The sequence below is a fragment of the uncultured Sphingorhabdus sp. genome (genome assembly GCF_937872355.1).
Lineage (GTDB): Bacteria > Pseudomonadota > Alphaproteobacteria > Sphingomonadales > Sphingomonadaceae > Sphingorhabdus_B.
The window spans coordinates 1-23,041 of the sequence record NZ_CALMSV010000115.1; the positions used below are offsets into that span (position 1 = coordinate 1).

22 protein-coding genes and 1 pseudogene are annotated in these 23,041 nt (G+C 58.0%); 5 read left to right on the forward strand and 18 right to left on the reverse strand.

The window, feature by feature from the left end; translation table 11 throughout:
* Positions 1-217 (forward strand): annotated as a pseudogene (locus Q0239_RS06635) (fatty acyl-AMP ligase); the annotation flags it as partial.
* A 72-nt stretch (positions 218-289) separates the two neighbouring features.
* Positions 290-2,647: an EAL domain-containing protein gene (locus Q0239_RS06640; protein ID WP_298600182.1), complete on the forward strand. Its 2,358-nt coding sequence runs from the start codon at positions 290-292 to the stop codon at positions 2,645-2,647.
* Here the strand turns inward: Q0239_RS06640 and Q0239_RS06645 are convergent, their stop codons facing one another.
* Complete coding sequence (locus Q0239_RS06645) at positions 2,648-3,616, reverse strand: alpha/beta hydrolase (RefSeq protein WP_298600185.1); 969 nt, start codon at positions 3,614-3,616, stop codon at positions 2,648-2,650.
* 29 nt (positions 3,617-3,645) lie between these two features.
* Entirely contained in the window at positions 3,646-3,993 is a 348-nt protein-coding gene (locus Q0239_RS06650) for an arsenate reductase family protein (protein WP_298600187.1), read from the reverse strand.
* A gap of 139 nt (positions 3,994-4,132) precedes the next feature.
* Here Q0239_RS06650 and Q0239_RS06655 point away from each other — a divergent pair, with 139 nt between their 5' ends.
* On the forward strand, positions 4,133-6,238 hold the full coding sequence (locus Q0239_RS06655; RefSeq protein ID WP_298600190.1) for a TonB-dependent siderophore receptor: 2,106 nt from the start codon (positions 4,133-4,135) through the stop codon (positions 6,236-6,238).
* A 34-nt stretch (positions 6,239-6,272) separates the two neighbouring features.
* Here the strand turns inward: Q0239_RS06655 and Q0239_RS06660 are convergent, their stop codons facing one another.
* The 10 genes from Q0239_RS06660 to Q0239_RS06705 all read right to left on the reverse strand — a co-directional run bounded on the left by Q0239_RS06660 (position 6,273) and on the right by Q0239_RS06705 (position 14,966).
* Positions 6,273-6,833: a gamma carbonic anhydrase family protein gene (locus tag Q0239_RS06660; protein ID WP_298600193.1), complete on the reverse strand. Its 561-nt coding sequence runs from the start codon at positions 6,831-6,833 to the stop codon at positions 6,273-6,275.
* Positions 6,833-9,073 (reverse strand): fused MFS/spermidine synthase, encoded by a 2,241-nt coding sequence (locus Q0239_RS06665; RefSeq protein ID WP_298600197.1) that lies wholly within the window; start codon positions 9,071-9,073, stop codon positions 6,833-6,835. Before Q0239_RS06665 ends, Q0239_RS06660 begins: the two co-directional genes overlap by 1 nt.
* Positions 9,074-9,185: 112 nt before the next feature.
* Entirely contained in the window at positions 9,186-9,758 is a 573-nt protein-coding gene (locus Q0239_RS06670; protein ID WP_298600199.1) for a GNAT family N-acetyltransferase, read from the reverse strand.
* Positions 9,759-9,815: 57 nt separating this feature from the next.
* Positions 9,816-10,265 carry a thiol-disulfide oxidoreductase DCC family protein gene (locus Q0239_RS06675; protein WP_298600202.1) on the reverse strand — a complete coding sequence of 150 codons (450 nt, stop codon included), beginning with the start codon at positions 10,263-10,265 and terminating at the stop codon, positions 9,816-9,818.
* Entirely contained in the window at positions 10,258-11,373 is a 1,116-nt protein-coding gene (locus tag Q0239_RS06680; protein WP_298600204.1) for a saccharopine dehydrogenase family protein, read from the reverse strand. Before Q0239_RS06680 ends, Q0239_RS06675 begins: the two co-directional genes overlap by 8 nt.
* Positions 11,367-11,837: a DUF2269 domain-containing protein gene (locus Q0239_RS06685; protein WP_298600207.1), complete on the reverse strand. Its 471-nt coding sequence runs from the start codon at positions 11,835-11,837 to the stop codon at positions 11,367-11,369. The genes Q0239_RS06680 and Q0239_RS06685 overlap by 7 nt, the downstream gene beginning before the upstream one ends.
* Positions 11,838-11,952: 115 nt before the next feature.
* A complete protein-coding gene (locus Q0239_RS06690; RefSeq protein WP_298600210.1) occupies positions 11,953-12,813 on the reverse strand; it encodes a metal-dependent hydrolase in 861 nt (286 codons plus the stop codon).
* Entirely contained in the window at positions 12,810-13,310 is a 501-nt protein-coding gene (locus tag Q0239_RS06695; RefSeq protein WP_298600214.1) for a hypothetical protein, read from the reverse strand. The genes Q0239_RS06690 and Q0239_RS06695 overlap by 4 nt, the downstream gene beginning before the upstream one ends.
* Before the next feature lie 65 nt (positions 13,311-13,375).
* Entirely contained in the window at positions 13,376-13,939 is a 564-nt protein-coding gene (locus tag Q0239_RS06700) for a GNAT family N-acetyltransferase (RefSeq protein ID WP_298600216.1), read from the reverse strand.
* 121 nt (positions 13,940-14,060) lie between these two features.
* Positions 14,061-14,966, reverse strand: coding sequence for a LysR family transcriptional regulator (locus Q0239_RS06705; protein ID WP_298600219.1), 906 nt, complete (start codon positions 14,964-14,966; stop codon positions 14,061-14,063).
* Positions 14,967-15,368: 402 nt separating this feature from the next.
* Here Q0239_RS06705 and Q0239_RS06710 point away from each other — a divergent pair, with 402 nt between their 5' ends.
* Both Q0239_RS06710 and Q0239_RS06715 read left to right on the forward strand, forming a co-directional pair.
* Positions 15,369-16,142, forward strand: coding sequence for a MipA/OmpV family protein (locus Q0239_RS06710; RefSeq protein ID WP_298600222.1), 774 nt, complete (start codon positions 15,369-15,371; stop codon positions 16,140-16,142).
* A gap of 61 nt (positions 16,143-16,203) precedes the next feature.
* Entirely contained in the window at positions 16,204-16,818 is a 615-nt protein-coding gene (locus Q0239_RS06715) for a DUF2306 domain-containing protein (protein ID WP_298600225.1), read from the forward strand.
* A 19-nt stretch (positions 16,819-16,837) separates the two neighbouring features.
* Here Q0239_RS06715 and hemB read toward each other — a convergent pair whose 3' ends face one another.
* The 6 genes from hemB to Q0239_RS06745 all read right to left on the reverse strand — a co-directional run.
* Positions 16,838-17,836 (reverse strand): porphobilinogen synthase, encoded by a 999-nt coding sequence (hemB, locus tag Q0239_RS06720; RefSeq protein ID WP_298600228.1) that lies wholly within the window; start codon positions 17,834-17,836, stop codon positions 16,838-16,840.
* A 39-nt stretch (positions 17,837-17,875) separates the two neighbouring features.
* Complete coding sequence (locus Q0239_RS06725) at positions 17,876-19,453, reverse strand: M23 family metallopeptidase (protein ID WP_298600231.1); 1,578 nt, start codon at positions 19,451-19,453, stop codon at positions 17,876-17,878.
* 51 nt (positions 19,454-19,504) lie between these two features.
* The gene (locus Q0239_RS06730) at positions 19,505-20,077 is read right to left on the reverse strand and encodes a hypothetical protein (protein WP_298600234.1); all 573 of its coding nucleotides are present in this window, start codon (positions 20,075-20,077) and stop codon (positions 19,505-19,507) included.
* A 35-nt stretch (positions 20,078-20,112) separates the two neighbouring features.
* Positions 20,113-21,180: a PAN domain-containing protein gene (locus tag Q0239_RS06735; protein WP_298600237.1), complete on the reverse strand. Its 1,068-nt coding sequence runs from the start codon at positions 21,178-21,180 to the stop codon at positions 20,113-20,115.
* Positions 21,181-21,201: 21 nt separating this feature from the next.
* Positions 21,202-22,236 (reverse strand): PAN domain-containing protein, encoded by a 1,035-nt coding sequence (locus Q0239_RS06740; protein WP_298600240.1) that lies wholly within the window; start codon positions 22,234-22,236, stop codon positions 21,202-21,204.
* A gap of 69 nt (positions 22,237-22,305) precedes the next feature.
* The coding region (locus Q0239_RS06745) for a helix-turn-helix transcriptional regulator (protein WP_298600243.1) at positions 22,306-23,041 on the reverse strand (736 nt) is incomplete at its 5' end.

Consider the following 23,041-nt stretch of genomic DNA (forward strand, 5'->3'; position numbering starts at 1 on the left):
CGTGCTCGTCCAGTGCCGCACTTCCGATGAGGCTGAACGCGCCAAGCTCCGCGAGCAGATCAAAGACAAGGTACGATCGGTCACGGGCATGAATTGCGTTGTAGAACTGGTGCCGCCGCGTACTCTACCGCGCACCAGCTCGGGCAAGCTCAGCCGTGCAAAGGCTCGCAACCTCTATCTGTCGGGTGAAATTCAGCCATATGCGATTGCTGCCTGAGCGGGCGTCGATCGCTATGAATCTGAACGGGACGCTTACGAATAAGTAAGTTTCTGCTGTTACGCCGTAGGTGTGACCAAACCAGATTCAAGAACTGACCTGCCCAGCGATATTTCCGCAAAGGCGCTTTTGGGTTTTGCCTCGCCCGGCGGGATGGAGGCTGTGCAGCTGGAGGAAATCCAGGCGCGCTCGATCCGCGATCGCAGCATGATGCATATGGCCACCAACATTTTCTGCACAATGCTGGTCGTCGCGATCAGCTTTGGCTCGGCTCCCATATGGGCAATCGCGACATGGGTCGGTGCGCTGCTCGGATATAATATCCTGTGGTTCACCGCTCTGCGCAACAAGGGACTTGCAGAGGGGCGTCGCGCCACACGTCGCGACTTTCTCGAAATGGGTCGTAATGCCGGGATTAGCGGCGTCATATGGGGTTCGGCACTGCCGTTCCTCGGGATATTTGGCGCGATGCCGCAATGGCTGGGTCTCTGGTCGGTGACTTTGGCGATGATGGTCTATGCCTCAATGGTGATACCAAGCCTGCCGATTGCAGCGACTGCGTTCATCTCTATCGCAACTTTCGGCGGATTTGTCGGCTGGACACTGCATGGCGAATATTATCTGGCGCTTGCAAATGCGGCACTCGGTACGTTGATGATATTCGGCGTATTGCGGAGTGCGAAAGCGCAGGTGCTGTTCGAACTGGCCAACAATGTGCTGCACGAAAAGTCGGAAACAGTCAGCCTGCTGCTCCGTGAATTTGAGGATAGCGGCGCCGATTGGCTGTGGCAGACCGATACAGGTCGCTGCGTGACGCACACCAGTCCGCGCTTTGCCTATGCCCTGGAAGCAGACCCAAAAGCGATTGAAGGCCAGCCGCTACTCAAACTCATTGCAGGGGATTCGTGGGAAACCGGCCAATATCCTGAGGCGCTGCACGAACTTGCCGAGCGACTAAAGCGCCGCGAACCATTTTCCAACCTGATCGTCCCGGTAACAATCAACGGCGTTCGTCGCTGGTGGGAATTATCGGCATCGCCGCGCCAGTCGGAAAGCGGCGCCTTTCTTGGATTCCGCGGGGTCGGCTCCGATGTAACCGAACAACGCGAATCAGCGGAAAAAATCTCGCACCTTGCGCGATTTGATACGCTCACCGGGCTTCCCAACCGCCTGCAATTGACCGAAGCGCTCGGGCAGGCGCTGGCGGATGCGGATCAATGGCGCCGCCGCTGCGGCTTCATGATGATCGACCTTGATCGGTTCAAGGCGGTCAATGATACGCTCGGGCATCCCGTGGGCGACCGCTTGCTTGCACAGGTCGCAAAGCGTCTGAAAATGATCATGTCGGCCAACGAGCTTTGCGGCCGACTGGGCGGTGACGAATTTGCAGTTGTTCTGAAAGACGCCTCTGACGCTGGCTATGTAGCCACCGTTGCGAAGAACATCATCGACACCTTGTCGAAGCCCTATGAGGTTGACCAGAATACTTTGTTCATCGGTGCAAGTGTCGGTAGCGCGGTAGGCCCTATGGACGGGCGTACTGTAGAATTGCTGATGCGCAGTGCGGATCTTGCGCTCTATCGATCCAAAGAGGATGGTGGCAGCACCCATCACAGCTATCAGCACAAATTGCATGCCAATGCCGAAGAAAAACGCGTTCTCGAGTTCGAGTTGCGCAACGCCCTCAACGCCGACCAGTTCCACTTGGAATATCAACCGGTGGTCGAGGCCAATGGCGATCACGGCATCACAGGTTTCGAGGCATTGCTCCGCTGGAACAACCCGAAATTCGGTCTTGTATCACCCGCCAAATTCATTCCCGTTGCCGAAGACGCACGCTTGATAGTTCCGATCGGCAATTGGGTGCTGCGCCAAGCCTGTGCCGACGCGATGAAATGGCCCGACACAGTTAAGGTCGCTGTGAATGTCTCAGTCGATCAGTTGACCAGTCAGGGCTTTGTGGAGTCGGTTGTGCAAGCATTGCATGACACCGGGCTCCCGGCATGGCGGCTTGAGCTTGAAGTGACAGAGAGCATTTTTGTACGCGACGGAGGGCTTGCCGTGCAGGTGCTTGATCGTCTGCGCAAGCTGGGCCTCAAATTGTCACTCGACGACTTCGGCACCGGCTATTCCTCGCTCGGCTATCTCAGCAATATACGTTTCGATACAATCAAGGTCGATCGCAGCTTTGTCACCGGCGCGGCCAAGGGCAAGGCAGAATGTATTGCGATTATCCGTGCTGTCGTGGCGATGGCAGATGCGCTCGATATTGCGACCACAGCGGAAGGTGTCGAAAATGAAACCGAACTGGCGATGATACAGCAATTCGGTTGCGACAAAATCCAGGGCTATTATTTCGGGCGGCCGATGGCCTTCGTCGATGCCTGCGCCTTGTTCCGTAATGCCGGGGCTGCACGAAGCGTCGCCTGATCAGCCAGCCGTTTTGGTCGCCCGCGCCTTCAGCCAGTTGCGAACATCCTCAGCGCTTTTGTCGGCGATTTCCTCCATCGGCAAATGGCCGATGCCCTTATAGATTTGCTTGCTGCTGTTCTTGTAGGTTGAAGCGAACCATTCGGCGCTGCTGACCGGAATCAGCTTGTCCTCATCGCCCCAAAGGATCAGCGCGGGAACCTCGCGTGTAGCTTCGCCCACCGGTTTGCTCGAAGAGCGGTTGGAAAACTGCGCAAAGCGCTTCCCAGTGGCTTCGCGATTTCCTGGATGGCGCAGCAATTCCCAATATTCATCGATCTCGGCTGGTGTCGCAACCGACTGGTTGCTGACACTCTGCTTTAGCGAGCGTTCGATGACGCTGCGTGGTGTAATAACACTCATAATGGGCCGAAGGGCTGACATGCGCGCGATACGGAAACCGATGGGCAACGCCTTGGGCTGGGAATTGGGCGCGCCGCTGGCATCGACCAATATGATGCCCTGAAGCTTATCGGGATGCGCCTTGGCATATTCATGCGTCACCCAGCCACCCATGCTGTTTCCGCCCAGATAGAATTTGGAGAGGCCGCGGTTTTTGGCCACTCGGTCGACAACGTCGACAAAGCCTGCTGCGCTATAATCGTCCTTTGGGTGCGGGCCGGTCAGGCCGTGGCCGGGCTGATCATAACGGATGATGCGATATTCCTTGCCCAGCCGGTCAACCCATTGCTGCCATGTGTGGAGCGAGGCGTTGGAACCGTGGAGCAGGATCAGGGCAGGGGCGTCCTTCGGCCCCTCGTCACGCAGATGGACGGTCAGGCCGTCACCCAGATCGACAAATTCGGACTCGGCGTTGGCATATTTGGCGCGCAGCTCGTCAGCCGGGATGTCAGGGGCATAGCCCCATGCAAAAAGAGCCGCGACCGCGACGAGCAGAGCTATGGCGGTCCATTTGAAGAATTTACGCATCCCTGTCCTCCCTGCGCTGTCACTATGTTCTACAGTATTTCGTGCACTTTTTCCTGCGGTCGGCACAAGCGCACGCCCTTGGCGGTTTCGACAAAGGGCCGTTCGACCAATATTCCGTCTTTCACCATTTCATCAAGAATGCGATCGCCATCTGCGCCGTCGATCAGCCCCAATTCCTCGGCGGGTGATCCGCGGGTGCGCAACGCTTCGCGTGGGGTAAGGCCAGCATCGCGGAACAGCTGCACCAGCTTGGCTCGCTCAAACGGTGTCTTGCGATATTCTATGACTGTCAGGTCGATGCCCGGTGTTTCCTGAAGGATTGCTAGTGTCTTGCGGGAGGTTCCGCAGTCCGGATTATGCCAAATGGTTGCTTTCATAAAGGCTCCTTTGCAGTTCTTCTATGACCTTTCCAAAAAAGTTCAACAGCGTGTCGCTTTTCCAGTTGCACATGATAATGGTTCTCAATAGTGGTGGTCTTGGGGATTGAGAATCGTTCTCAACAAAGGGACTAGTTGAATGAAAATTGGCGTTTCGGGAATTTCGGCTTTGGCCGTTTCGATGGCATTGGCGGTTCCGGCTGTTGCAGATGAATATATAGAAGGTGGCGATCAGTGCGAGGATTGCCGGACGATCATCGTCACCGGCGCCAGCACCGGCTATGTCGCGCAGGATATCGTCACCGCAACCAAGACCGACACGCCGATCCTAGATGTTCCGCAGACCATCCATGTCGTCACTCGCGAACAATTGGATGATCAGGCCAATTACAGCCTAGGCGAAGTGCTGCGTTATGTACCCGGCACTACCGTAGGGCAGGGTGAGGGCAATCGCGACCAGATCACCTTGCGCGGACAGAATACCACTGCCGACTTCTTCCTCGATGGCGTGCGCGACGACGTGCAATATTATCGCGGGCTCTATAATGTTGAGCGCGTCGAGATCCTGAAAGGCCCCTATGCGCTGATCTTTGGCCGTGGCGGCGGTGGCGGCATCATCAACCGCGTGCAGAAGACGCCGGTGGCGGACGAAACCTTCGGCGCTGCGCGTGCGAGCCTCAACAGCTTTGGCGGCTGGGATCTGTCGGCAGACCTCAACGCCCCGTTGGGCGACAAGGCTGCGGTGCGCCTCAACGCCACTTATGAGAAAATGGAGAGTGACCGGCGCTTTGTCGATGGAGAGCGTTATGCCTGGAACCCTTATCTGGCGGTCGATCTTAGCGAGGATTGGAAGCTTGGCCTTTCCTATGAATATGTGAACGATGATCGCGTGCCCGATCGCGGCGTGCCGTCGATTGCCACCGCTGCCGGCCAGCCCAACACTCCGGTGCGCAGCTATGATCGTCTGTTCTTTGGCGTTCCCGGCGTCAACCGCACTACGCTGGAGGCGCATATCGCCAAGCTGCGCCTTGATGGCCAGTTGGCCGACAATCTCAAATTCACCAGCACCTTGCTCTATGGCGATTATGACAAGTTGTATGCCAATGTTTACGCCAATAGCGCAGTCTCAGCCGCAAATACGGTAACCCTCGATGCTTATTCGGATCCGACCAAGCGCGAAAATCTGATCGGGCAGGCCAATCTCATCTGGGACATCGAAACCGGCGCGCTGGAGCACAAACTGCTCTTCGGCATCGAATATGGCGACCAGAAGACACGCAATATGCGTTTCAACCGGACTTTCAGCCCGGGCACGACCTTCAACCTGAACACTCCGGTCTATCCGACGGTCACCTTCACCACGCCGTCGCGCAACACCGCGTCCGACGTCAAATTCTTCTCTGCCTATGTGCAGGACCAGATCGGCATTGGCGACCATTTCGATATCGTCGTCGGCCTGCGTTATGACCATTTCCAGATTGACGGCATCGACTTCATTCCTGCGGTGGATCGCCCCTTTGCGCGGAGCGATGATAAAATCAGCCCACGTTTCGGCCTGATCTGGAAACCACAGGAAAATGTCTCGATCTATTCGAGCTTCAGCCGATCTTTCCTGCCGCGTTCGGGTGACCAGTTCATCTCGCTGACCACGACGCAGGAAAATCTCGCGCCCGAAAAGTTCACCAATTACGAACTGGGTGCGAAATGGGATATCCAGCCGAACCTCAATGTGACGGCGGCCTTGTTCCAGCTTGATCGCAGCAATGCGACAACGCCCGATCCGGCGAACCCGTTGACGAGCATCAATGTCGGCAAGACGCGGACCAAGGGCGTCGAACTCGCGCTAACCGGTCGCGTGCTGCCCGACTGGCAGGTAAGCGCGGGCTACACCTTGCAGGATGGCACACTGCGAGGCAATGATCGCGTGCGGCTCGGCCAGTTGCCCAAGCACCAGTTCAGCCTGTGGAACCGATACGATGTCAGCGATGCGTTCGGCGTCGGCTTGGGTATGGTCCACCAATCGAGCCAGTTCGCCGCCATCCGCACCAGCGCAACGACGACCAAGCTTCCCAGCTTTACCCGTTTCGACGCAGCGCTGTTCTTTGACGTGAGCGAAAAGGTGCAGTTGCAGGCCAATGTCGAAAACCTGTTCGACACCGATTACTTTGCCGACGCACATAACAACAACAACATCACCCCTGGCGTGCCGATCAACGGCCGCGTGACGGTGCGCGTGAAGTTTTGATGCTCAATCCCCCTCCCATAAGCGGGAGGGGCGATTATTGGCCCGTCACCGCTTTTGCGTGCGCCTTACCGTTCTCCACATAGTGCGCCACGCCCATGCGCATGCCGATCAGTGCCGGTTCGGGGAGTTCGCGGACAAGCTTGGCGGGGCGGCCGACCCATAGCTCTTTGGGGCCGATGGTCTTGCCTTCGGGCAGCAACGCGCCTGCGCCGAGCATGCCGTCTTCCTCGACCACACAGCCATTCATGATGATCGCGCCAAGGCCGATGAAGCCGCGGTTCTTGATTGTGCAGCCATGCACCATCGCCATATGGCCAATCAGCACATCGTCGCCGATAAAGGTTGGAAAGCCATCGGGCGCACCGGGCTGGGGGCCGTCGCAATGGACGACGCTGCCATCCTGAATGTTGGTGCGCGCGCCGATTACGATACGGCTGACATCGGCACGCAGCACGCAATTGTACCAGATGCTCGCTTCCGCCCCGATCGTGACATCGCCAATGATCCTGCACCCGGGCGCGATGAAGGCGCTGTCGTCGATCTGCGGTGACTTGCCGTGAATGGGGATAATTGAAACGTCAGGACGGTGGATCATTACAGGACTTTCCAGAAAGAAAGATAGGGCAGAACCGAGGCATAATCGTCGGTCCAGCGATCATTGGCGCGCGGCGGTTTCAGCTTTACCCAGCGGTCCGGATAGAAATAGGCCGGTCGTTTGTCATAAACCTTGCCGGTCAATTGGGCGAGTTTGCCTGCATCGGGGCTCATCGCTATCCATTGAGAGGGGCGCATGCCCTGATTGATGATGGCCTCTGGTGGGCTATCATGGCGCAATGCGGCAAACCATTTTCCCGATGCGGCCTCAGCCGCAATTACAGGGTTGAGGTCAAAATGCCGGTTGGAGATATGCACCAGCAAAAGTCCGTCGGGTTTGAGCGCACGGCGATAGACCTCGAATGCTTCTTTGGTCAGCAGGTGCAGCGGAATTGAGTCCGAAGAGAAAGCATCGATTGCCAGCATGTCAAACGTGCCCGCCGGTTGCTCCGCCAGCGTCAGTCGCGCGTCTCCCAGATGCATTTTCGTATCGGGCGCGCATTTTTCCAGGAAACTGAAAATCTTCCGGTCGCGTGCAATCTCGATCATTAGCGGGTCTATTTCGAAATAATGCAGTGTCTGCCCAGGCTTCTTATAGCAGGCGAGAGTGCCGGTACCGAGGCCGACAACACCCAGCGTAGCGCCCACACCATATATTTCTTCGGCGCGTTGCCAGGCCAGCCCGACACCGGAAGTTGCGCCATAATAGCTGACGGGCAGTGTCGGCTTATCCCGCAACTGCATGCCGTGCATCGTGGTGCCATGGCTCAGCCAGCGCACGCTGGCATCCTTGCTCTGGTTGATCGTATAGGTGCCAAAATAGCTACGCATCCGGGCGCCGGAATTGCTTAGTTCGACATTATCCCAACCGCCATTGGCGAGCATGGCTGCTATCACTACCAGTGCAAACGCAATCCTGCGACCGGTCACGACTAGACCTGCGATCAGAATGATGGCGATCAGCGCAGTCTTCAACTGCCCTGTTTCGGTCGGCAAGTTCATGCCGACATACAAGCTGATCCCGAGCGCCATGAGCGCGATTGCCAACGTCGCGATTGTCCAGCCCCTTTTCGCGTACGTCTCCTCCTCGCCCAGCGAGAACAGGCGCAATTGCGGCAACAGCAATGCGGCGGCGATTAGCAGGATTGGATGTTCCCACGTCCAGTTGAACAGCAAGGGGGCTATAATCGCGCAGAAAAAGCCGCCAATCACCCCGCCGACCGACATCATCAGATAGAATTCGGTAAGCCGCGAAGCGTCGGGCCGGGTGCGATACATTTCTGCATGAAGTGCAACGGCAAGCACGAACAACAGGCTGACACTGACAATCAGCCCGTTATAGGCGGCCTTGCCCCAGATCATGAACACCGATGCGCCGCCCACCACCAATATGGCTGGGGCTATGCGGCTGAATATGTCTGCGGGAAGGCGATAATCGGCAAAGGCGACGGAAAAGCTCAGCAGATAGAGCCCCAGCGGGATTACCCAGATTAGCGGCATCGCCATCAGATCGGTGGTCAGGTGCGAAGTGGTCGACAGCATCAATCCAGACGGCACCGCCGCCAGTGCGATCCAATAAAGTCGTTGCCGCCAGCTGATCGGCGGAGCGCTTGCGGGTGCGGTTGCCTCGCTTGTAATGTTTCGGCCCGACCAGATCGCCCGCGCGCAAACAGCCACAAGCAGGAACAGAACGGCATAAAGCCCGCTCCACATCCATGTTTGTGCCTTGATCGGCAGGCTCGGCTCGACCAGTAGCGGGTAGGCGATAAGCCCTCCAAAACTGCCTAGGTTGGAGGCTGCGTAAAGCGCATAGGGTTCGCCGCTATTCCCAGCCAGGCCGAACCAGCGCTGCATCAGCGGGGCTTGCGCCGCAACGGCAAAGAACAATGGCCCGATCGATGCGAGCAGCAGCCAAGGCACCCAGAATATCGGTGAACCGTCGGCGGGGATGGCAAAGCTCGCCAGACTGATGGGAAGCCACAAGGCTGCCGCGATCAACACCGCCAGATGCACCCCGGCCTGCCGCTTCGGCGCCTCGCGTGACAGCCGGTGGGCATAGGCATAGCCCGCAAGTAACAGCGCCTGATACACAAGCATTGCGCTGTTCCACACTGCAGGTGCGCCGCCCAGCCGAGGCAGAGCCATGCGGGCGACCATCGGCTGGACAAGGAAGAGCAGGAAGCTGCCGGTGAAAATGGTGAGGACGAACAACCCCCGCCCGCGCAAAAAGCCGTCGCTCATGTGGTCGAACCTTCACCGTAGCCATGAGCCTGTCGAAGGGCGTTTATCGGGCATAGCCCTAACCTTGGGGCGTGCTTCGACGGGCTCAGCACCACGATGTTGAACAGTGCCGTCATGCTTCCGTTTTTCGATTCCTCGCCCATTCGTCACGAACAATGCGATAGGTCACATGCCTTAGCAATGGGCTATCGGCGGGCACCTGCGGATGATCGAAATCGAGCGCGGGGTCATAGGTCATGCCGATCCGCTCCATTACCGCGCGGCTGCGAAGGTTGTCGGTGTTGGTGATTGCCCAGACGGCATCGTCGGGCAGATTGTCAAACGCCCATTGCGCCGATGCAATCGCCGCTTCGGTCACAAAGCCTTTGCCCCATGCAGAGGGCGTCATGCGCCAGCCAGCCTCCGGCTTGCCTTCGATTGATGTGCCCGGCCGCCCGCGAATAATCCCGCACCATCCGATGAGTTGCGCATCCTCCTTGCGCTCCATCGCCCAAAAGCAATGGCCCTCATCCTCCTGCATCCGATACATCCGCGCCACCAGAGCGGCGACCTCATCACGGCTCATCAACGGGCCGAGCGTTTCCATGACGACCGGGTCGGAACAGATGCCGTGGAAGGGATCAATATCCTCCTCACGCCACTGGCGGAGGATCAGGCGAGGGGTTTTGAGGCGGAATTCGGGCATGGAGGATCGGTAGTGGGTTTTTGGCCAACGGGCTATATTCTTGTCGCAACCGTGAAATCAAATAAGTCGTTGCCGCTGTTCCTCATTAAGCAGTGCGCAAAATTCGGTTTTACCGAACAGGCGATAGCGATTGTGGGCTATGTGACCGTAAATCCAGTCGCGTATACTAGATGGGATGAGTCCGGCGATACGCAGCAGATGCCAAGGGCCGCCCAATATCTGGCACAATTTGAGGTAACCCGTCGACGCGGTATAGGCGCAACCGTTCGCGATCAACAAGTAGGACTCGTCCAACTCCATTCCGAAATGGCGGTATAAGGCTTGTCCTAGTTGCCCTTGCGCCGACGTCAGATTGACGTGTCGCTTGCGGTCGAACCGCATCAGCCAGGTGGCCCCGGTCGAGCAGAGAACGCATACGCCATCGAAGACGAACAGTGCCTTGTTGTCATCGAAGGCCGGAATCTCTGGATCGTCCCGATAGGCGTAAGGAGTTTTGGGTTCAGCCATGTACAGGATCCGCGATAACCGAGATATCAAGACCTTTCAGCGCGGCGAGATATTCATCCAGGCCAATCAGATCGAGGCACGGTGTCGCGCCGACGCGATCCACTTCTCCCCGTGCCAATTTTCGGGCCAGCAATATCGCGGGTGTGCAGGGAATGAAGGGTCCATGCCCCGACCGGGCGATCAGGAAAAAGCGCGCCGTCTTTTGCCCGCCTGATTTGCTCTGGCCCGACAGATACATGTGAAAGCCGCTCCGGCTCGTCCCCATCCAATCGAAGAGGAAGGCGATGCGTAAAAGTCGTTCGGCATGCGGGGCGAGCGATTGGACCAGACCAATCCGCACCGCCCAGCCGAGCAGCCATGTGCCGAAATGAAGGATCGCCAGTTCATGCCCGGCGGCGAAGCGCAGGTTTTGCAGTTGCGGATAGCGCGAAGGGAAGAGAGCAAGGTCGGGAACGTCGCAATTGCCAAACCAGCGACGGCCAAGCTCTGGATAGCGCTCGCTATTGGTATCTTGCCAGCCAAAAACGCTGATTGGTTTTCCATCGCGGATCGTTTTAAACGGCTTGCCAACATAGCTCAAAATGGCTGAAGTCGTGGCGAGACCGCGATTGGTCTGTTGTGCGGCGCTGATCCCGTAATCGATGCTATCGAGGCGTTCGAATCCGGGCAGATAATGGTCGATGACCGCCGCGGTCAGACAAGGGACCGAGCTCGCCCCGCTGACAACCAGAACGCCTTTCGCTTTTGCTTCGGCATCGAGCGATCCGATCTGTGCGACAAAATCACGTGCGTCGGCAAGGTCGAGATAATGGCAGCCCTGTTCGATGCAGGCGCGGGCCACGCGATAGTCCTGTGTCTGGAACGGGCCGGTTGTGTGGATGACAATATCTGGCGCAATGGCCGCGAGTGCCGCGCCAACATCGGCATCTATATCGATGTGATGCGCCTCGGCCGGATTGGCTGTTTCCAGACCGGAAATGAATCGTTGCGCCTTTTCGATTGAACGCCCGCCAATCAGCAGGCGGATTGCCGGATCGCTGGCGAGCGACCGCGCAATATAGCTGCCAAAATTGCCATAGCCGCCAATGATGAGAACGCGTTTCACCATGTCGGCTTCATCACCATCAGGCCGAATATGACCACTAGCCCGCCAAAGGCCGGCCAGCCTAGCGCGAACCACCAGCGGGACAGGCGGTTAAAGGCATGCTCGTCGAAGGTGCCATCGATTGCCTGCCGGTCGAGCATGCGTTTCATTGCGATCTGTAGGTAAACGACAGGAAGCCAGCACAAACCGGCGAGGATGTAGAGCGCATAGGTCCCTACCAGCCAGTAATCGGTCCAAGTGAAGCCACCCTGCCAGACCAGCCACGCGCCGGTCAGCGGCTGTAGGATCACGGCGGGCAGGGTGAAGGTGAAATCCGCGACAACGGTGAAGCGCGCGGCATAGCGACGTTCGTCAATGTTCTTGGAACGCAGACCCATCAGCATGAAGAAAGCGATGCCAATCCCGGTGCCAAACAGGATTGTGGCACTGATGATGTGGATCACCTTGACGATCGAATATAGGTCCACGCTACCCTCTTGCTAGTTTATTAGACCAACTAAGTGCGGGAACGACAATTGCAAAATAGGCTAATGCACCGGTTCGGATCTGCAACCCTTGGTCAAAGCCTGCACCGCCCTTCGCTCACCCCGCCGCGAACTGCGCGGGTATCTCCGGATCGCGCGTATCAAGCAACGGTATCGCCCCTTCGGGCAGTGCGGCATAGGCCTTGGCCCATTTGGCGACCCAATCGGGGTCGTGCACCTTTGCCGGGTGATAATAGGGCAAGAGCGAGCGCAGAATGGCGGGGGAGGTGTGGATCAGGAAGCGTGCGACCATCGCATAAAGCCGCAACCGGCTAGACAGTTTTGACCAGCTGCCATCGCGGATGAGCATGCGCTTATAGGCTTTCCGGCTCGCCCATGCGACATGCGCGGTCGCGTAAATGACGCCCCAGACGCGTGGCCAGAAATCTCCGTGCAAATCCTGATAGAGATCGAACGCCACATTCTTGTGCTCGGTCTCTTCAACCATGTGCCACAGGATCAGCGAAGTCACCGACGGGTCGGCACCGGTGAACAGCATCCCGCGCGCGTCGATCAGCCATTCGGTGATGCCCATCGTCATCGTTTCAAAACCTGCGGTGTAGGCAAGCCGCCAGCGCAGGCTTTTCGACTGGAATTTCTTATATTCGGCGTTCAGTTCTTCCTCGACCTCGGCGAGGTCCGGATAATCGCGTTTGAGCAATTCGTTATAGCGCCGGTGGTTCTGGAAATGCTGGCCTTCCTGCCCGACAAAGGCTTGGACGTCAGCTTTCAGCTGCGGGTCTTTCACCTGCGGCAGCGCCTCCATCACGGTCTTGATCAGGAAGGGTTCCAGATACGGCATGGTGAGCGATGCACCGTTGACCATATGGCTCCATTCGGGCCGCGCCGGGTTCCAGACCGCGGTGATCGGTTCCGAAAAGGCAAAGGGCATGCGGCGAACGACGATGCTGCTGCTCATTCTTCGTCTCCCATCTGCCGATAGCGCTGCCAGATCCCCCAGAACAGCAAGCCAAAGCTGATGTGGACGCCGATTACGGCTGGCCATCCAGCAAGGAAGATCAGATTGTTGGTCAGGACGTCGCCGGGAAAGGGCCCTCCGCCAAATTCCAGCCCGCGCGTACCAAAAACGGCATTGGCAATCGCGGGCAGGGTAAAGAACCAGCCAAAGGCCAGCGTTGACCAGAACAGCCAATTCTGAGCGCGCGGACCAAGCGTTCCGAACCGCGCAGCCATCGCGATGGCGATGAACAAGGTGCCGTTGGTGATGCCTTCCAGATGCGCCATATTCCATGCGCGCCTGTCGCCGGACATGGAAACAGGCACATCGGTGTTGATCGGCCAAAGGTCGATCGCGCCCAGCAGAAAGAAGAAATAGACCCAGCCGGTGGCCACTGCCGTTATTAACAGACCGACACCGTTCAGGGCCAGCAACACTCTACGCTTTTCACTCAACATCCAAATCTCCCCCATTTGGCGTTGTCGGAAGGGCAGCCTAGATGGCAGACATTGATCGGACAAGGTTATTCGCGGGCGCGCCAATCTTCACGCTTCAGGCGATAGATGATGGTGGGGTTTTCTTCCGGCGGATATTCGGGGTCGACATAGTCAAGTTCGCGCATCCGCTCCATGCCGAGCTTTTCCATCATCTTCCATGATGCCACATTGGCATCACTCGTCTGGGCATAAAGCAGGCCCACATTGTGTCGGATGAAGGCAAGTTCGATTACTGCGCGCGTGGCCTCCAGTGCATAGCCTTTGCGCCAATAGCCCTCGGCGATGCTCCAGCCGATTTGCAGCGCGCCATTCAATACCGGCCCAGCCGCCTCGACTTCAATCGGCCCCATGCCGCACTGGCCGATCAGAAGGCCCTCGTCTTTGGTTTGCACATGCCAGAAACCGTATCCATCCTTGGCTATGCCCGCCGCCTTGCGCGCAAAGCCGGCCTCCACCTGATGCCGTTCCTGCACGCCGCCCAGATGTTTGCGCACGGCGGCTGTATTCATCACCTCCATCCAGCGATCAAGATCGCCAGGGGCTTCGGTGCGTAGGATGAGGCGGGCGGTTTCGGCAACTATCTCGGTCATATTGTTTGTAAGGCGCTAGGGTTGAAATTTTGGCAAGCTTGGACGCGAAGCCGAATAAGGCGAACAGATCGCGTTGCGGCACCTATTTGTCCAGCCTAAACTGGACGAGGGCACATACGTCTTAGGGTTTTCGCGACAGTTCTGCGGCCAGAAAATCGAAAACTGTTCGCACACGCTTACTCTTGTTCAATTCGCGGTGCGTAACCAGCCACATCGGAACGACAATCGGTTCCATGTCCGGAAGGATGCGGCGAACCAGAGGTTCGGCGTCGCCGATATCCTTTGTTATGCCCCCGATACCAACGCCCTGTTTTACCAGTTGCCATTGCGCGATATGGCTGTTGCAAACGACCGGGAAATTTTTCTCGGTCAGAGTAAGGCCCATCATATCGAGCATCTGCACCAATGGCCTATTGTCGGCAAATGCCAGAAAATCGGCATTGGTCAGATCTGCAAGCGTTTGGGGATTCCCTATCTTTGCCAGATATTCGGGTGTCGCGTAAAAATGGGCTTCATCGTCTCTAATCTTCTTGGCAATCAGGTCTGGCTGCGACGACGGGACATGCCTGACCGCAATGTCGGCTTCACGCCGCAACAGGTCTGACGTGGTATCGGAGGCTGCAATTTCTACGGTAATGCCCGGATATGCCTGGCGCAGTTTCGCGATGATCGGCGGCAGCACATAGGCGCTATAGGCTTTACTGGCGGCGATGCAGATCGACCCTTCTATCGATTGTGACTGCCCCGACGCGGCACGAGACACGCGCGAAGCGGCTTCTCCCATTCCGCGCACATGCTCGAGCAATTCGAGCCCGCTCGGGGTCAAAACCAGCCCCCTGCCTACACGCTCAAACAATACCAGACTGAGTTCGTCTTCCAGCGCATCTACTTGCCGGCTGAGCGTAGGTTGCGTCATTCCCAAAGCGCGGGCAGCTGCCGAAAGTGAGCCTTCCTCTGCCGTTACGAGAAACGCACGCGCCCTGTTCCAATCAAATTTTACCGAGCGCCAATCCATACATTTATGCATATATGAAATAGCAAATACCGCAATTGTTAATCGCAAATCGTATAGCTATTTCTCTGTTCGAGCCATACGAACACACCCCAAAAAACCAAGGAATTATAAACATTGTAAGCCCTTAGGTCGCAACCGTGGCTCAAACGCCAATTTTCATCCGTTCCCTTTGGATATCCCAAGGAGCGGGCAGGAAGATGGCAGTGGTTGTCGGCGAAGGTCCTATTCCCAAAGCGGGATGTGGTCTTTGCCGATCCGGGCGAGGATCGAATTTTGCATTCTACCCCCCAGTGACTCTGCGGACAAAATTCGATCCTCCCCGGGAACCCAACGCATCAACAAATATACCAAATGGGTAACAGGCCCTCGGTCTGCCCGTTTTGTCGCCCAACGTAATTCCAGGAACCACATTTTATGACCCATAAACTTGCCAAATCGCTTGTGACGGCAATGGCCTTCATTCTGCCGATGTCTCCGTTGCAGGCACAGGAACAGGACAGCGATGAAAGCGAAAACCACATTGCAGCAGGCGTCGGTTTCCTCGACCAATATGCTCCATTCAATTCGGCAACGTCGCAGGCCAATCTCCTTCCCATCATATCGATAAAGCAGGGCGCCTTTTACTTTGAGGTCGCCGAGACAGGCTTTCAGTTCGAAAAGGAGACGGGCAGCATAAAGCCATCGGTGAACCTTTTTGTTGCGGCGCGCAGTCCGGGCGGGCGTGATCGTCAGAAACTGTCTATCGATGCTGGCGCGCGTTTCTCGCTTGAAAGCAAATTGGGCATCGTCAGTGCCGAAGTCCGCCACGATGTCACCGAAAAGTTCAACGGGTCGGAAGTCATTGCCCGGTATAGCTACCCGATTTCGACCGGCCGTTTCCTGATCACGCCGTCTGTGCAGGCGAGTTGGCTGGATGAGAAGGCCGCCAATTATATGTACGGCGTAACGACGGTGCAGCGCGCCCGCATGATCAGAAAAGGGCGGCGGACAATTCTGCCTGTTACCGCGATCCTCGACGATGCGCTGAATCTTGGTGGCGATATCTCGATGGCGATGCAACTCAATGATCGGTTGACGTTGATCGCTATGGCCGGGGCAACTGCGCTGGACAAATCCATCCATAAAAGCCGGGCTATCGAACAGAAATGGGAGGCGCAAAGCCTGTTGGGCCTGACTTACAGATTCTGAAGACAAATGCTGCGCGCCGTGCTTGCGATGGCGCAAGGCATTGTAAACAAGGAGTATTGAAATGGCTCGCCGTCTCAACAGGCCCGCTTCGATATTCGCCCTGCTATATTTTGCGACCCTGCTGGGAACGATTTTGGGGCTGGTGCAAGTTGTGCAAATCCCGCTGGGTGCCCTACCCGAGGACAGTCAGCGCCTGAGTGCGGCCCCCGTCTGGCATTTCATGCACGTACTGGGCGGTTCCGCATTCGGGCTGCTTGGTCCCATCCAGTTCAGTCGTGTGTTGATGGGCAAATATGGATTGCTGCACCGGGTTATCGGGCGGGTTTTTGTGGTTTCGGGAGCTATGATCTCTTTGAGTTCCCTGGGTCTGCTGTGGCACTTTCCTGACACATATTCGGTGGCGGTCAATTATGGGCGGCTGCTATTCGGGATTGCCTTGGGCGTGGCGTTGACAATGGCGATGCTGGCAATCCGCAGGCGGGATTTTACCCGGCATCGCAATTGGATGATCCGTGCCTATGCCGTCGGCATTGGAACCACCATCGTCTCAATGATATTCTTCCCCATTTATGTGATCACGGGGGAGCCGCCAAAGGGCCTTGTCGCAGATATCCTGTTTTTGGGATCCTGGCTGGGTTGCATATTGCTTGCGGAAAGTTTGGTACGTCGACTCTGACCTTATAGGATGTACCGGCTTATCCGTTCAGCAACCGCGCCGCATGGGCGGCATGGTAGGTCAGCACGCCTGAGCAGCCAGCGCGTTTGAAAGCGGTGAGGGTTTCGAGGACGAGGGCATCGCGGTCGCCTGCTCCAGCGGCTGCGGCGGCCTCGATCATCGCATATTCGCCGGAAACTTGATACGCAAATACAGGAACTTCGAAGCTATCTTTCACACGGCGTATGATATCGAGATAGGGCAGGCCCGGCTTCACCATCACGCTGTCGGCACCCTCTGCGATATCCATTGCGACCTCGCGCAAGGCTTCGTCGCTGTTCGCCGGATCCATCTGATAGCTTTTCTTGTCACCTTTCAGCAGCCCGCGCGAGCCGACCGCGTCGCGGAAGGGGCCGTAAAAGGCGCTCGCATATTTGGCGGCATAGCTCATGATCTGGACATTCACATGCCCGTCCATTTCGAGCGCGCGGCGGATGGCGCCGATGCGGCCGTCCATCATGTCGCTCGGTGCGATAATATCCGCGCCTGCTCGCGCTTGATTGACCGCCTGATCGACCAGCACGCCGACGGTGTCGTCGTTAAGGACATAGCCGGCCTCGTCAATCAGCCCGTCCTGCCCGTGGCTGGTATAAGGGTCGAGCGCGACATCCGTCAGTACGCCGATGGCGTCGCCATGCGCCTGTTTAATGGCGCGAATGGCGCGGCACATCAGATTGTCGGGATTGAGCGCCTCCGCGCCATCGTCGCTGCGCCGGTCCGCCTGCGTATTCGGAAACAGCGCGATGCACGGAATGCCGAGTTCGATCGCTTCCTTTGCTCGCACCACAATCTGGTCCACCGACCAGCGCGATACGCCGGGCAGCGAGGCGATGGGTTCCTCCACAGCTTCGCCTTCGGTGATAAACAAAGGCCAGATCAGGTCTGCAGGTGTCAGCACAGTCTCGCGCACCATCGCGCGGCTCCAGGGTGTGGCACGGCTGCGGCGCAGGCGGGTGTTGGGATAGCTTGGATTGCTCATCGCCGCTGCTTAGCCGACGATGCCGTCCGGCTCAACGGATTAACCGGTAGTACGGCTCGGTCCGATTTTCGCTGCGGAAATCCTGTCGATTTCGCGCTCGGGCGTATCGTTGCGGCGCGATGCGGCGGGCAGGGGGGCGAGCGCGGCGCCTGGCTTTACCGCCTTCAATCGCGCCAGTTCACCCTTGAAGCGCGAGAGATCGCCGCCCGAAAGCTGGGCGCGCTGGGTAAAGGTGATCGACATCGGGTTGACCGGGCGACCGTCGCGATAGAGTTCGTAATGGAGGTGGGGGCCAGTCGACAGGCCGGTCGAGCCGACATAGCCGATAATCTGCCCCTGCCGCACCCGCTGCCCTGGGGAGGCCGCGATACGGCTCATATGTGCATAGCCGGTGGCAATGCCTCCGCCATGGTTGATCTGCACGAAATTGCCATAGCCGCCCTTACGCCCGGCATAAGCGACGACGCCATTGGTGGCGGCAAAAATGGGCGCGCCATAGCCGGCCTTGAAATCGAGCCCGCTGTGCATGCGCTTATAGCCGAGGATGGGGTGGCGGCGCATGCCAAAGCCCGAACCGACCCCGCCATTGACCGGGCGGCTCAACTGCCCGCGCGATTCCCCGACGCCCGACGCTTCAAACCACTGGCTGCTGTCGCCATTATTCCATTTGAGCATCTGGATTCGCGGTTTGCCGCCGCGATCGATACCGGCAAAGAGAAGGTCACCGACCAAAACTTCGCCGGTCGCGGCACGTTTGTAATCGACCACCAGATCAAACTCGTCATCTGCGGCTATGCTGCTAAGCGAAGCGCGGCTGGCGATGACTTTGAGGAAATTCTGAACAGCCTCTGCCGGCGCGCCGGCGGCGCGTGCCGAGCGGTACAGGCTTTGCCCCACAACGCCGCGAATGCGCAAAGGCGTGGTGTCGACCATGATCGGCTGGCGGTTAAGCGATAATGCGCCGCCTTCTGTCCGGTAAACGGCAAGTTTCAGGTCGAAGCGTGCGCGGAAATCCAGCTTTTCGAGAGGACGCGCGCTGTTCTTCGAGGTGCGTCGACCGAGGACGATCTCAACCGGTGTTCCCGGCTCGATGTCGGTGAGGCGGGTTGCGCCGCTGACCAGACCAAGAACACGATCGACATCGCCGCCGCCGACGCCGGCGCGCTGCAACACGCGGGCGAAACTGTCACCGCGGCCAAGGGTGGCAGTGAGTTCGATGCGCGGCCGTTCAGGGCTGGCGGCCAGCGCGCGGACGCTGTCATTGGCGGCCATCCGCCTGCCGGTATCGCTGCCATAAGCGATCGGCATGATCATCTGCGCCCGTGCTTCTTCAAGTTGTGAGCCCGAGGGCATAGGGGCTTGCGCCCCATAAACCGGGCCGAATTCGGGAACCAGCGACAGTGCGCCCACGGTCAATATTGTCAGGGTGCCAAGGCCACGAAACCAGCGCAGCGAGCCGATATCGTTCCCCAGATCGGGAACCCAATCTATGCTCGCGAGTTTCTCGCGCCAATCGGGTAGGGGCAGGCTGCGCAAGGGTTGAACCATTGCGTCGGCAATTATCACCTCACCGCCGTTGCCGACAGCGGCAAAACCAGATTCTTTTTTGCCGAACACTAAGACCCTTATACCCCCGTTAAGCTCCGGTCGGGCTTTCTTGCCGAACGGTTAGTAACGAGACAGGGTTAAAGTCAAATTAAGAGCATAGGCAAGCGCGTTTACCTGCGGTGAAGAGTGTAAATCGGGCGGTCGGTCATTTAGGCGGGATTGGAGGGAGACGCCAATCGGCACTTTCGGTGGCTTGCGGCGCACATGCGGCACCGTTTTGCGCAACGAGCGGAGGAATTGGCGGTGGTCGCCAATCGGCTGCTGCCTTGCCACCTTGTGCCGCCGCACGGCCCGCATCATTGCGGCTTTGCCGCCGCCGTCCCGCGCTTCCTTGGGCGGAATGGGTGGCGGGCGCCAGTCAGCGGCTGCTTCACCACCCTGCACAGGCGCAGGGCATGCTTCCTGCGCGCCCACATTTGAGGTCGGATCAGGCGTGCCTTTTATCGCGCTGGCGTCCGTGGTCGGATCAGGTTTGCCGAGCAGAAGTTCGGGGTCGGGTTTGCCTAGCAAGAGAGAGGGATCAGGCTTGCCGAGCAACAACCCTTTCTTGGCCGGTTCATTTTGTGCAGCAACCGGGGCGCTCGCAACCAGAACCAGGCTGGCCGATAGCAATGTCAAAACAGGCTTTCGCATCTTCTGCTCCTCACATTTTCGATCTGCTTTACGGATCACCGAACAATGCCGCTGACGGCACGGTAGAAGTTGCGGGCGCCCCAACTGATCGGGCTGCCCACGGTCGATTTCAGATAGCATTTTGGCGGTCCGGCAACGCTTTGCCCGGGGCGGGTGAAACCGTCACCGGTCCAGGTCCAGCCTTTGCAGGTCGCGGTTTCGAGGCAGCGGCGTGAGCAATAGGCGCCATCATCGTTGATCGTTTCAAAATCGGCATAATTGCCGCCGGGCAGTTCCACTCCGCGGGCCTTTACAAAGCGGCGGTGGCCATCCGGCCCCCAATCCCAGCCATATTTCAGCAGATGGGCTTTCTCGTCATTTTGCGCCAGCGGACGTACCCAATCGAGCTGGAACTGCTGACCAGGCCCGGCGTGGCACGCCCAGCGGATGATGTCAGCATCCATCGCTACGCTGCCGCCGCGAATGTCCCAACAATTTTCAAAGTCCATCGTCTGGATTGTGGTGTAGGCTCCATCGGGACGGTTGACGATTTTGAAATGGCGTTGCTGCTGGTGGATTTTCAGCTGATCGTCACCTTGCCGTTCCAGCCCTTCGGAACTGCATATCCACATATCAATGCGCGGCGGCCCGAATAGCACACCCTCGGCCACTTGGGTGCAGCTGTAAAACTGGTTGTTGCGATAATCGAGTGCGGCTGGCCGGATCGAATTGCCCCATTGGCCGGGCAATATCGCAAAATGCTGATAGCTGATTGCTGCATTGCAAGGGCGCATTCGCAGGAAGGATTCCTCCATCGACATGGTCGGCGTAACCACCTGTTCGACGCACAGGTCGCTATTTTTCGCCCGGATCATGTAGACACCTGGTCGCGTACGATCATACACGCCGCCGTACAGATCCTTTCGTTGTTCGTTCGTGATCGGCTCGCCACCGGTTTCGGCTGCTGTGGCCGACGCCGTCGTAACGACCTGATCGGTTGGCGGCGGGATATATGGGGCAAGCTGCCCTTGCTGGACGGTGATGATTTGCTGGTCCTGCCAAGCAAGCGCGGGAACGCCGGCCAAAGCCACCGCCATTAGACCCAAGCCGAGCGATTTTCTCATCTTACATCCTTCCATTGATTGTCAGCGCGGCCGAATGATCCCGCTGCGCACCAGATATCGGTAAGCGGCACCCCGGAAGAGCGCCGTTCCGGCGTTCGATTTCAAATGACACATCGGCACGCGGTTGCCCTTCGCTCCCAAAAAGGCCTCATAGTCCGGGCTGGTCCACATATAGGCCTTGCATTCGGGGCTCTCGATGCACCGGCGCATGCAGTAGCTGCCTGAATCATTGCTCGTTTCGAACGCTGCGTAATCGATACCGCCCAGCGAAATACCTTCGGCCTGGAATGGACGACGATAGCCATCGGCATGCCACCACCATTTGGAATATTGGATGCGATCCCAATGCAGCGTTTCGCGTTCCAGTTGTCGGATTTCTACAATGTCGAAAAACTGTTCTGCACCGTCTTCGCAAGGCCACAATATGACATCGGTACCTTCGCTATTTCCGGCTCCGCGCATCGCCCAGCAGAAGGGCTTGTAGTGCATTTCGGCTCTTAGCTCGCTGTTGATTTCCTTGATTTCCTTGTGATGGAAAATCCGGAAAGCCGATCGGCTGGGATGCCATGCGATTTCGATATGATCGCGCTCGTCGTCATTTGTGCACGGAAGAAGATCCACACGCGAAGGTCCGAAAACCACGCCTCTTGCCGCTTTGGCGCATTCGACCAGATTGGTCCCTTCCAGCCTTCCAGCCGAATGGATTGTCGCATATTGGTTGGCATCAAACTGGACGATGGCAAACAACTGGCGCTGGTCGCTGGGGTTGCACGTCGCCAGCTTCAGATGCGGGCGTTCCAATAGCCCTCCCGGTGCTTGGCTCAGGCACATCTGGGCGTTGGTCGGACGGATCAGATAATAAGCAGGGCGCAGCGACCCCATTCCGACTTCCACCATCTGTTCCAGCGATAGTGCGTGGCTCTCTGGTGGTGCCGGTAGTGGCTTTTGCCATTCGGGGACGGTTTTGATCTGTGCATGGGCACTTCCAAACGGAACACCAATGCCGCTTGCAAAAATGGCCATCATCAGCGCGACAAATTTTTTATGAAAACGCATTCCATTCTCCCGTTGGGGGAATGGAAGCATGTTCAGCCGTGTAGCGCGCTACCCATTCGGGTAGTGTCCTCAGTGGGCGGTCAAAAACCGGTCGATGGGGCTTTGCCAGTTGAGCGGGGCTTCGCGCAACAAAGCCGCCAGTTCGGCCTGTCTTCCGACCCCGGTCTTTCCGAACACGCCTTTCATCAGGAAGCGTGCGGCATTCACCGAAACGCCACGGTCACGGGCATATTCTTCCATCGTCTTGCCATCGGCGACATAGGCGGCAATCTTGGCTTCGGATGGTGTCAGGTCGAACCAGTCGCGCAAGCGGGTGATAATTTCGTCCGAAACATCGCGCCGCCCTCCGCCCACCAGCAGCACGGTAGCGCCGCCATTGGCGCCGGCAAATCCTGCGCCGACCTGCGGGTCAACTCTCATGGCAACAAGAAATACGGTTCGGCCATTGTCGTCGATCGGGATATTTTCGGTGCGCGCCTCGCCTTCACCGCGTGCGAGCCGCGCCAGCCGTTCCTGCGCATCGCGGTCGGCGAAGCGCACCCTGCCGTTAGTGGTCACAAGCCCCCCGGTTTTTTCGATCCAGCGCTGTGCAGTCGCATTTGCGTGCAGCAGTTCGAGGTCCGGCCCCAATGACATGACAATCGATGGGGATGCGTCCAGCGCTGCCTCGGCATTGGCAGCGCGCAAATCAGCCTCTCCAATGCGGCGGCTTATGCGGCTGGCGCGCTGTATATGGGGGACGAGGCGGGGCACCGCCTCGCGCAAGATGCCCGGATCTGCCTTGTCGGGGGCGGGCCCGCACGGC

What these genes read in the sequence shown, in the direction of transcription:
- hemB (WP_298600228.1), bottom strand. Translation starts at nt 17,836, where the DNA reads ATGAGCAATCCAAGCTATCCCAACACCCGCCTGCGCCGCAGCCGTGCC.
- Q0239_RS06735 (WP_298600237.1), bottom strand. Translation starts at nt 21,180, where the DNA reads ATGAGAAAATCGCTCGGCTTGGGTCTAATGGCGGTGGCTTTGGCCGGC.
- Q0239_RS06740 (WP_298600240.1), bottom strand. Translation starts at nt 22,236, where the DNA reads ATGCGTTTTCATAAAAAATTTGTCGCGCTGATGATGGCCATTTTTGCA.
- Q0239_RS06680 (WP_298600204.1), bottom strand. Translation starts at nt 11,373, where the DNA reads ATGGTGAAACGCGTTCTCATCATTGGCGGCTATGGCAATTTTGGCAGC.
- Q0239_RS06695 (WP_298600214.1), bottom strand. Translation starts at nt 13,310, where the DNA reads ATGTTGAGTGAAAAGCGTAGAGTGTTGCTGGCCCTGAACGGTGTCGGT.
- Q0239_RS06690 (WP_298600210.1), bottom strand. Translation starts at nt 12,813, where the DNA reads ATGAGCAGCAGCATCGTCGTTCGCCGCATGCCCTTTGCCTTTTCGGAA.
- Q0239_RS06655 (WP_298600190.1), top strand. Translation starts at nt 4,133, where the DNA reads ATGAAAATTGGCGTTTCGGGAATTTCGGCTTTGGCCGTTTCGATGGCA.
- Q0239_RS06710 (WP_298600222.1), top strand. Translation starts at nt 15,369, where the DNA reads ATGACCCATAAACTTGCCAAATCGCTTGTGACGGCAATGGCCTTCATT.
- Q0239_RS06675 (WP_298600202.1), bottom strand. Translation starts at nt 10,265, where the DNA reads ATGGCTGAACCCAAAACTCCTTACGCCTATCGGGACGATCCAGAGATT.
- Q0239_RS06730 (WP_298600234.1), bottom strand. Translation starts at nt 20,077, where the DNA reads ATGCGAAAGCCTGTTTTGACATTGCTATCGGCCAGCCTGGTTCTGGTT.
- Q0239_RS06645 (WP_298600185.1), bottom strand. Translation starts at nt 3,616, where the DNA reads ATGCGTAAATTCTTCAAATGGACCGCCATAGCTCTGCTCGTCGCGGTC.
- Q0239_RS06670 (WP_298600199.1), bottom strand. Translation starts at nt 9,758, where the DNA reads ATGCCCGAATTCCGCCTCAAAACCCCTCGCCTGATCCTCCGCCAGTGG.
- Q0239_RS06650 (WP_298600187.1), bottom strand. Translation starts at nt 3,993, where the DNA reads ATGAAAGCAACCATTTGGCATAATCCGGACTGCGGAACCTCCCGCAAG.
- Q0239_RS06660 (WP_298600193.1), bottom strand. Translation starts at nt 6,833, where the DNA reads ATGATCCACCGTCCTGACGTTTCAATTATCCCCATTCACGGCAAGTCA.
- Q0239_RS06665 (WP_298600197.1), bottom strand. Translation starts at nt 9,073, where the DNA reads ATGAGCGACGGCTTTTTGCGCGGGCGGGGGTTGTTCGTCCTCACCATT.
- Q0239_RS06705 (WP_298600219.1), bottom strand. Translation starts at nt 14,966, where the DNA reads ATGCATAAATGTATGGATTGGCGCTCGGTAAAATTTGATTGGAACAGG.
- Q0239_RS06700 (WP_298600216.1), bottom strand. Translation starts at nt 13,939, where the DNA reads ATGACCGAGATAGTTGCCGAAACCGCCCGCCTCATCCTACGCACCGAA.
- Q0239_RS06715 (WP_298600225.1), top strand. Translation starts at nt 16,204, where the DNA reads ATGGCTCGCCGTCTCAACAGGCCCGCTTCGATATTCGCCCTGCTATAT.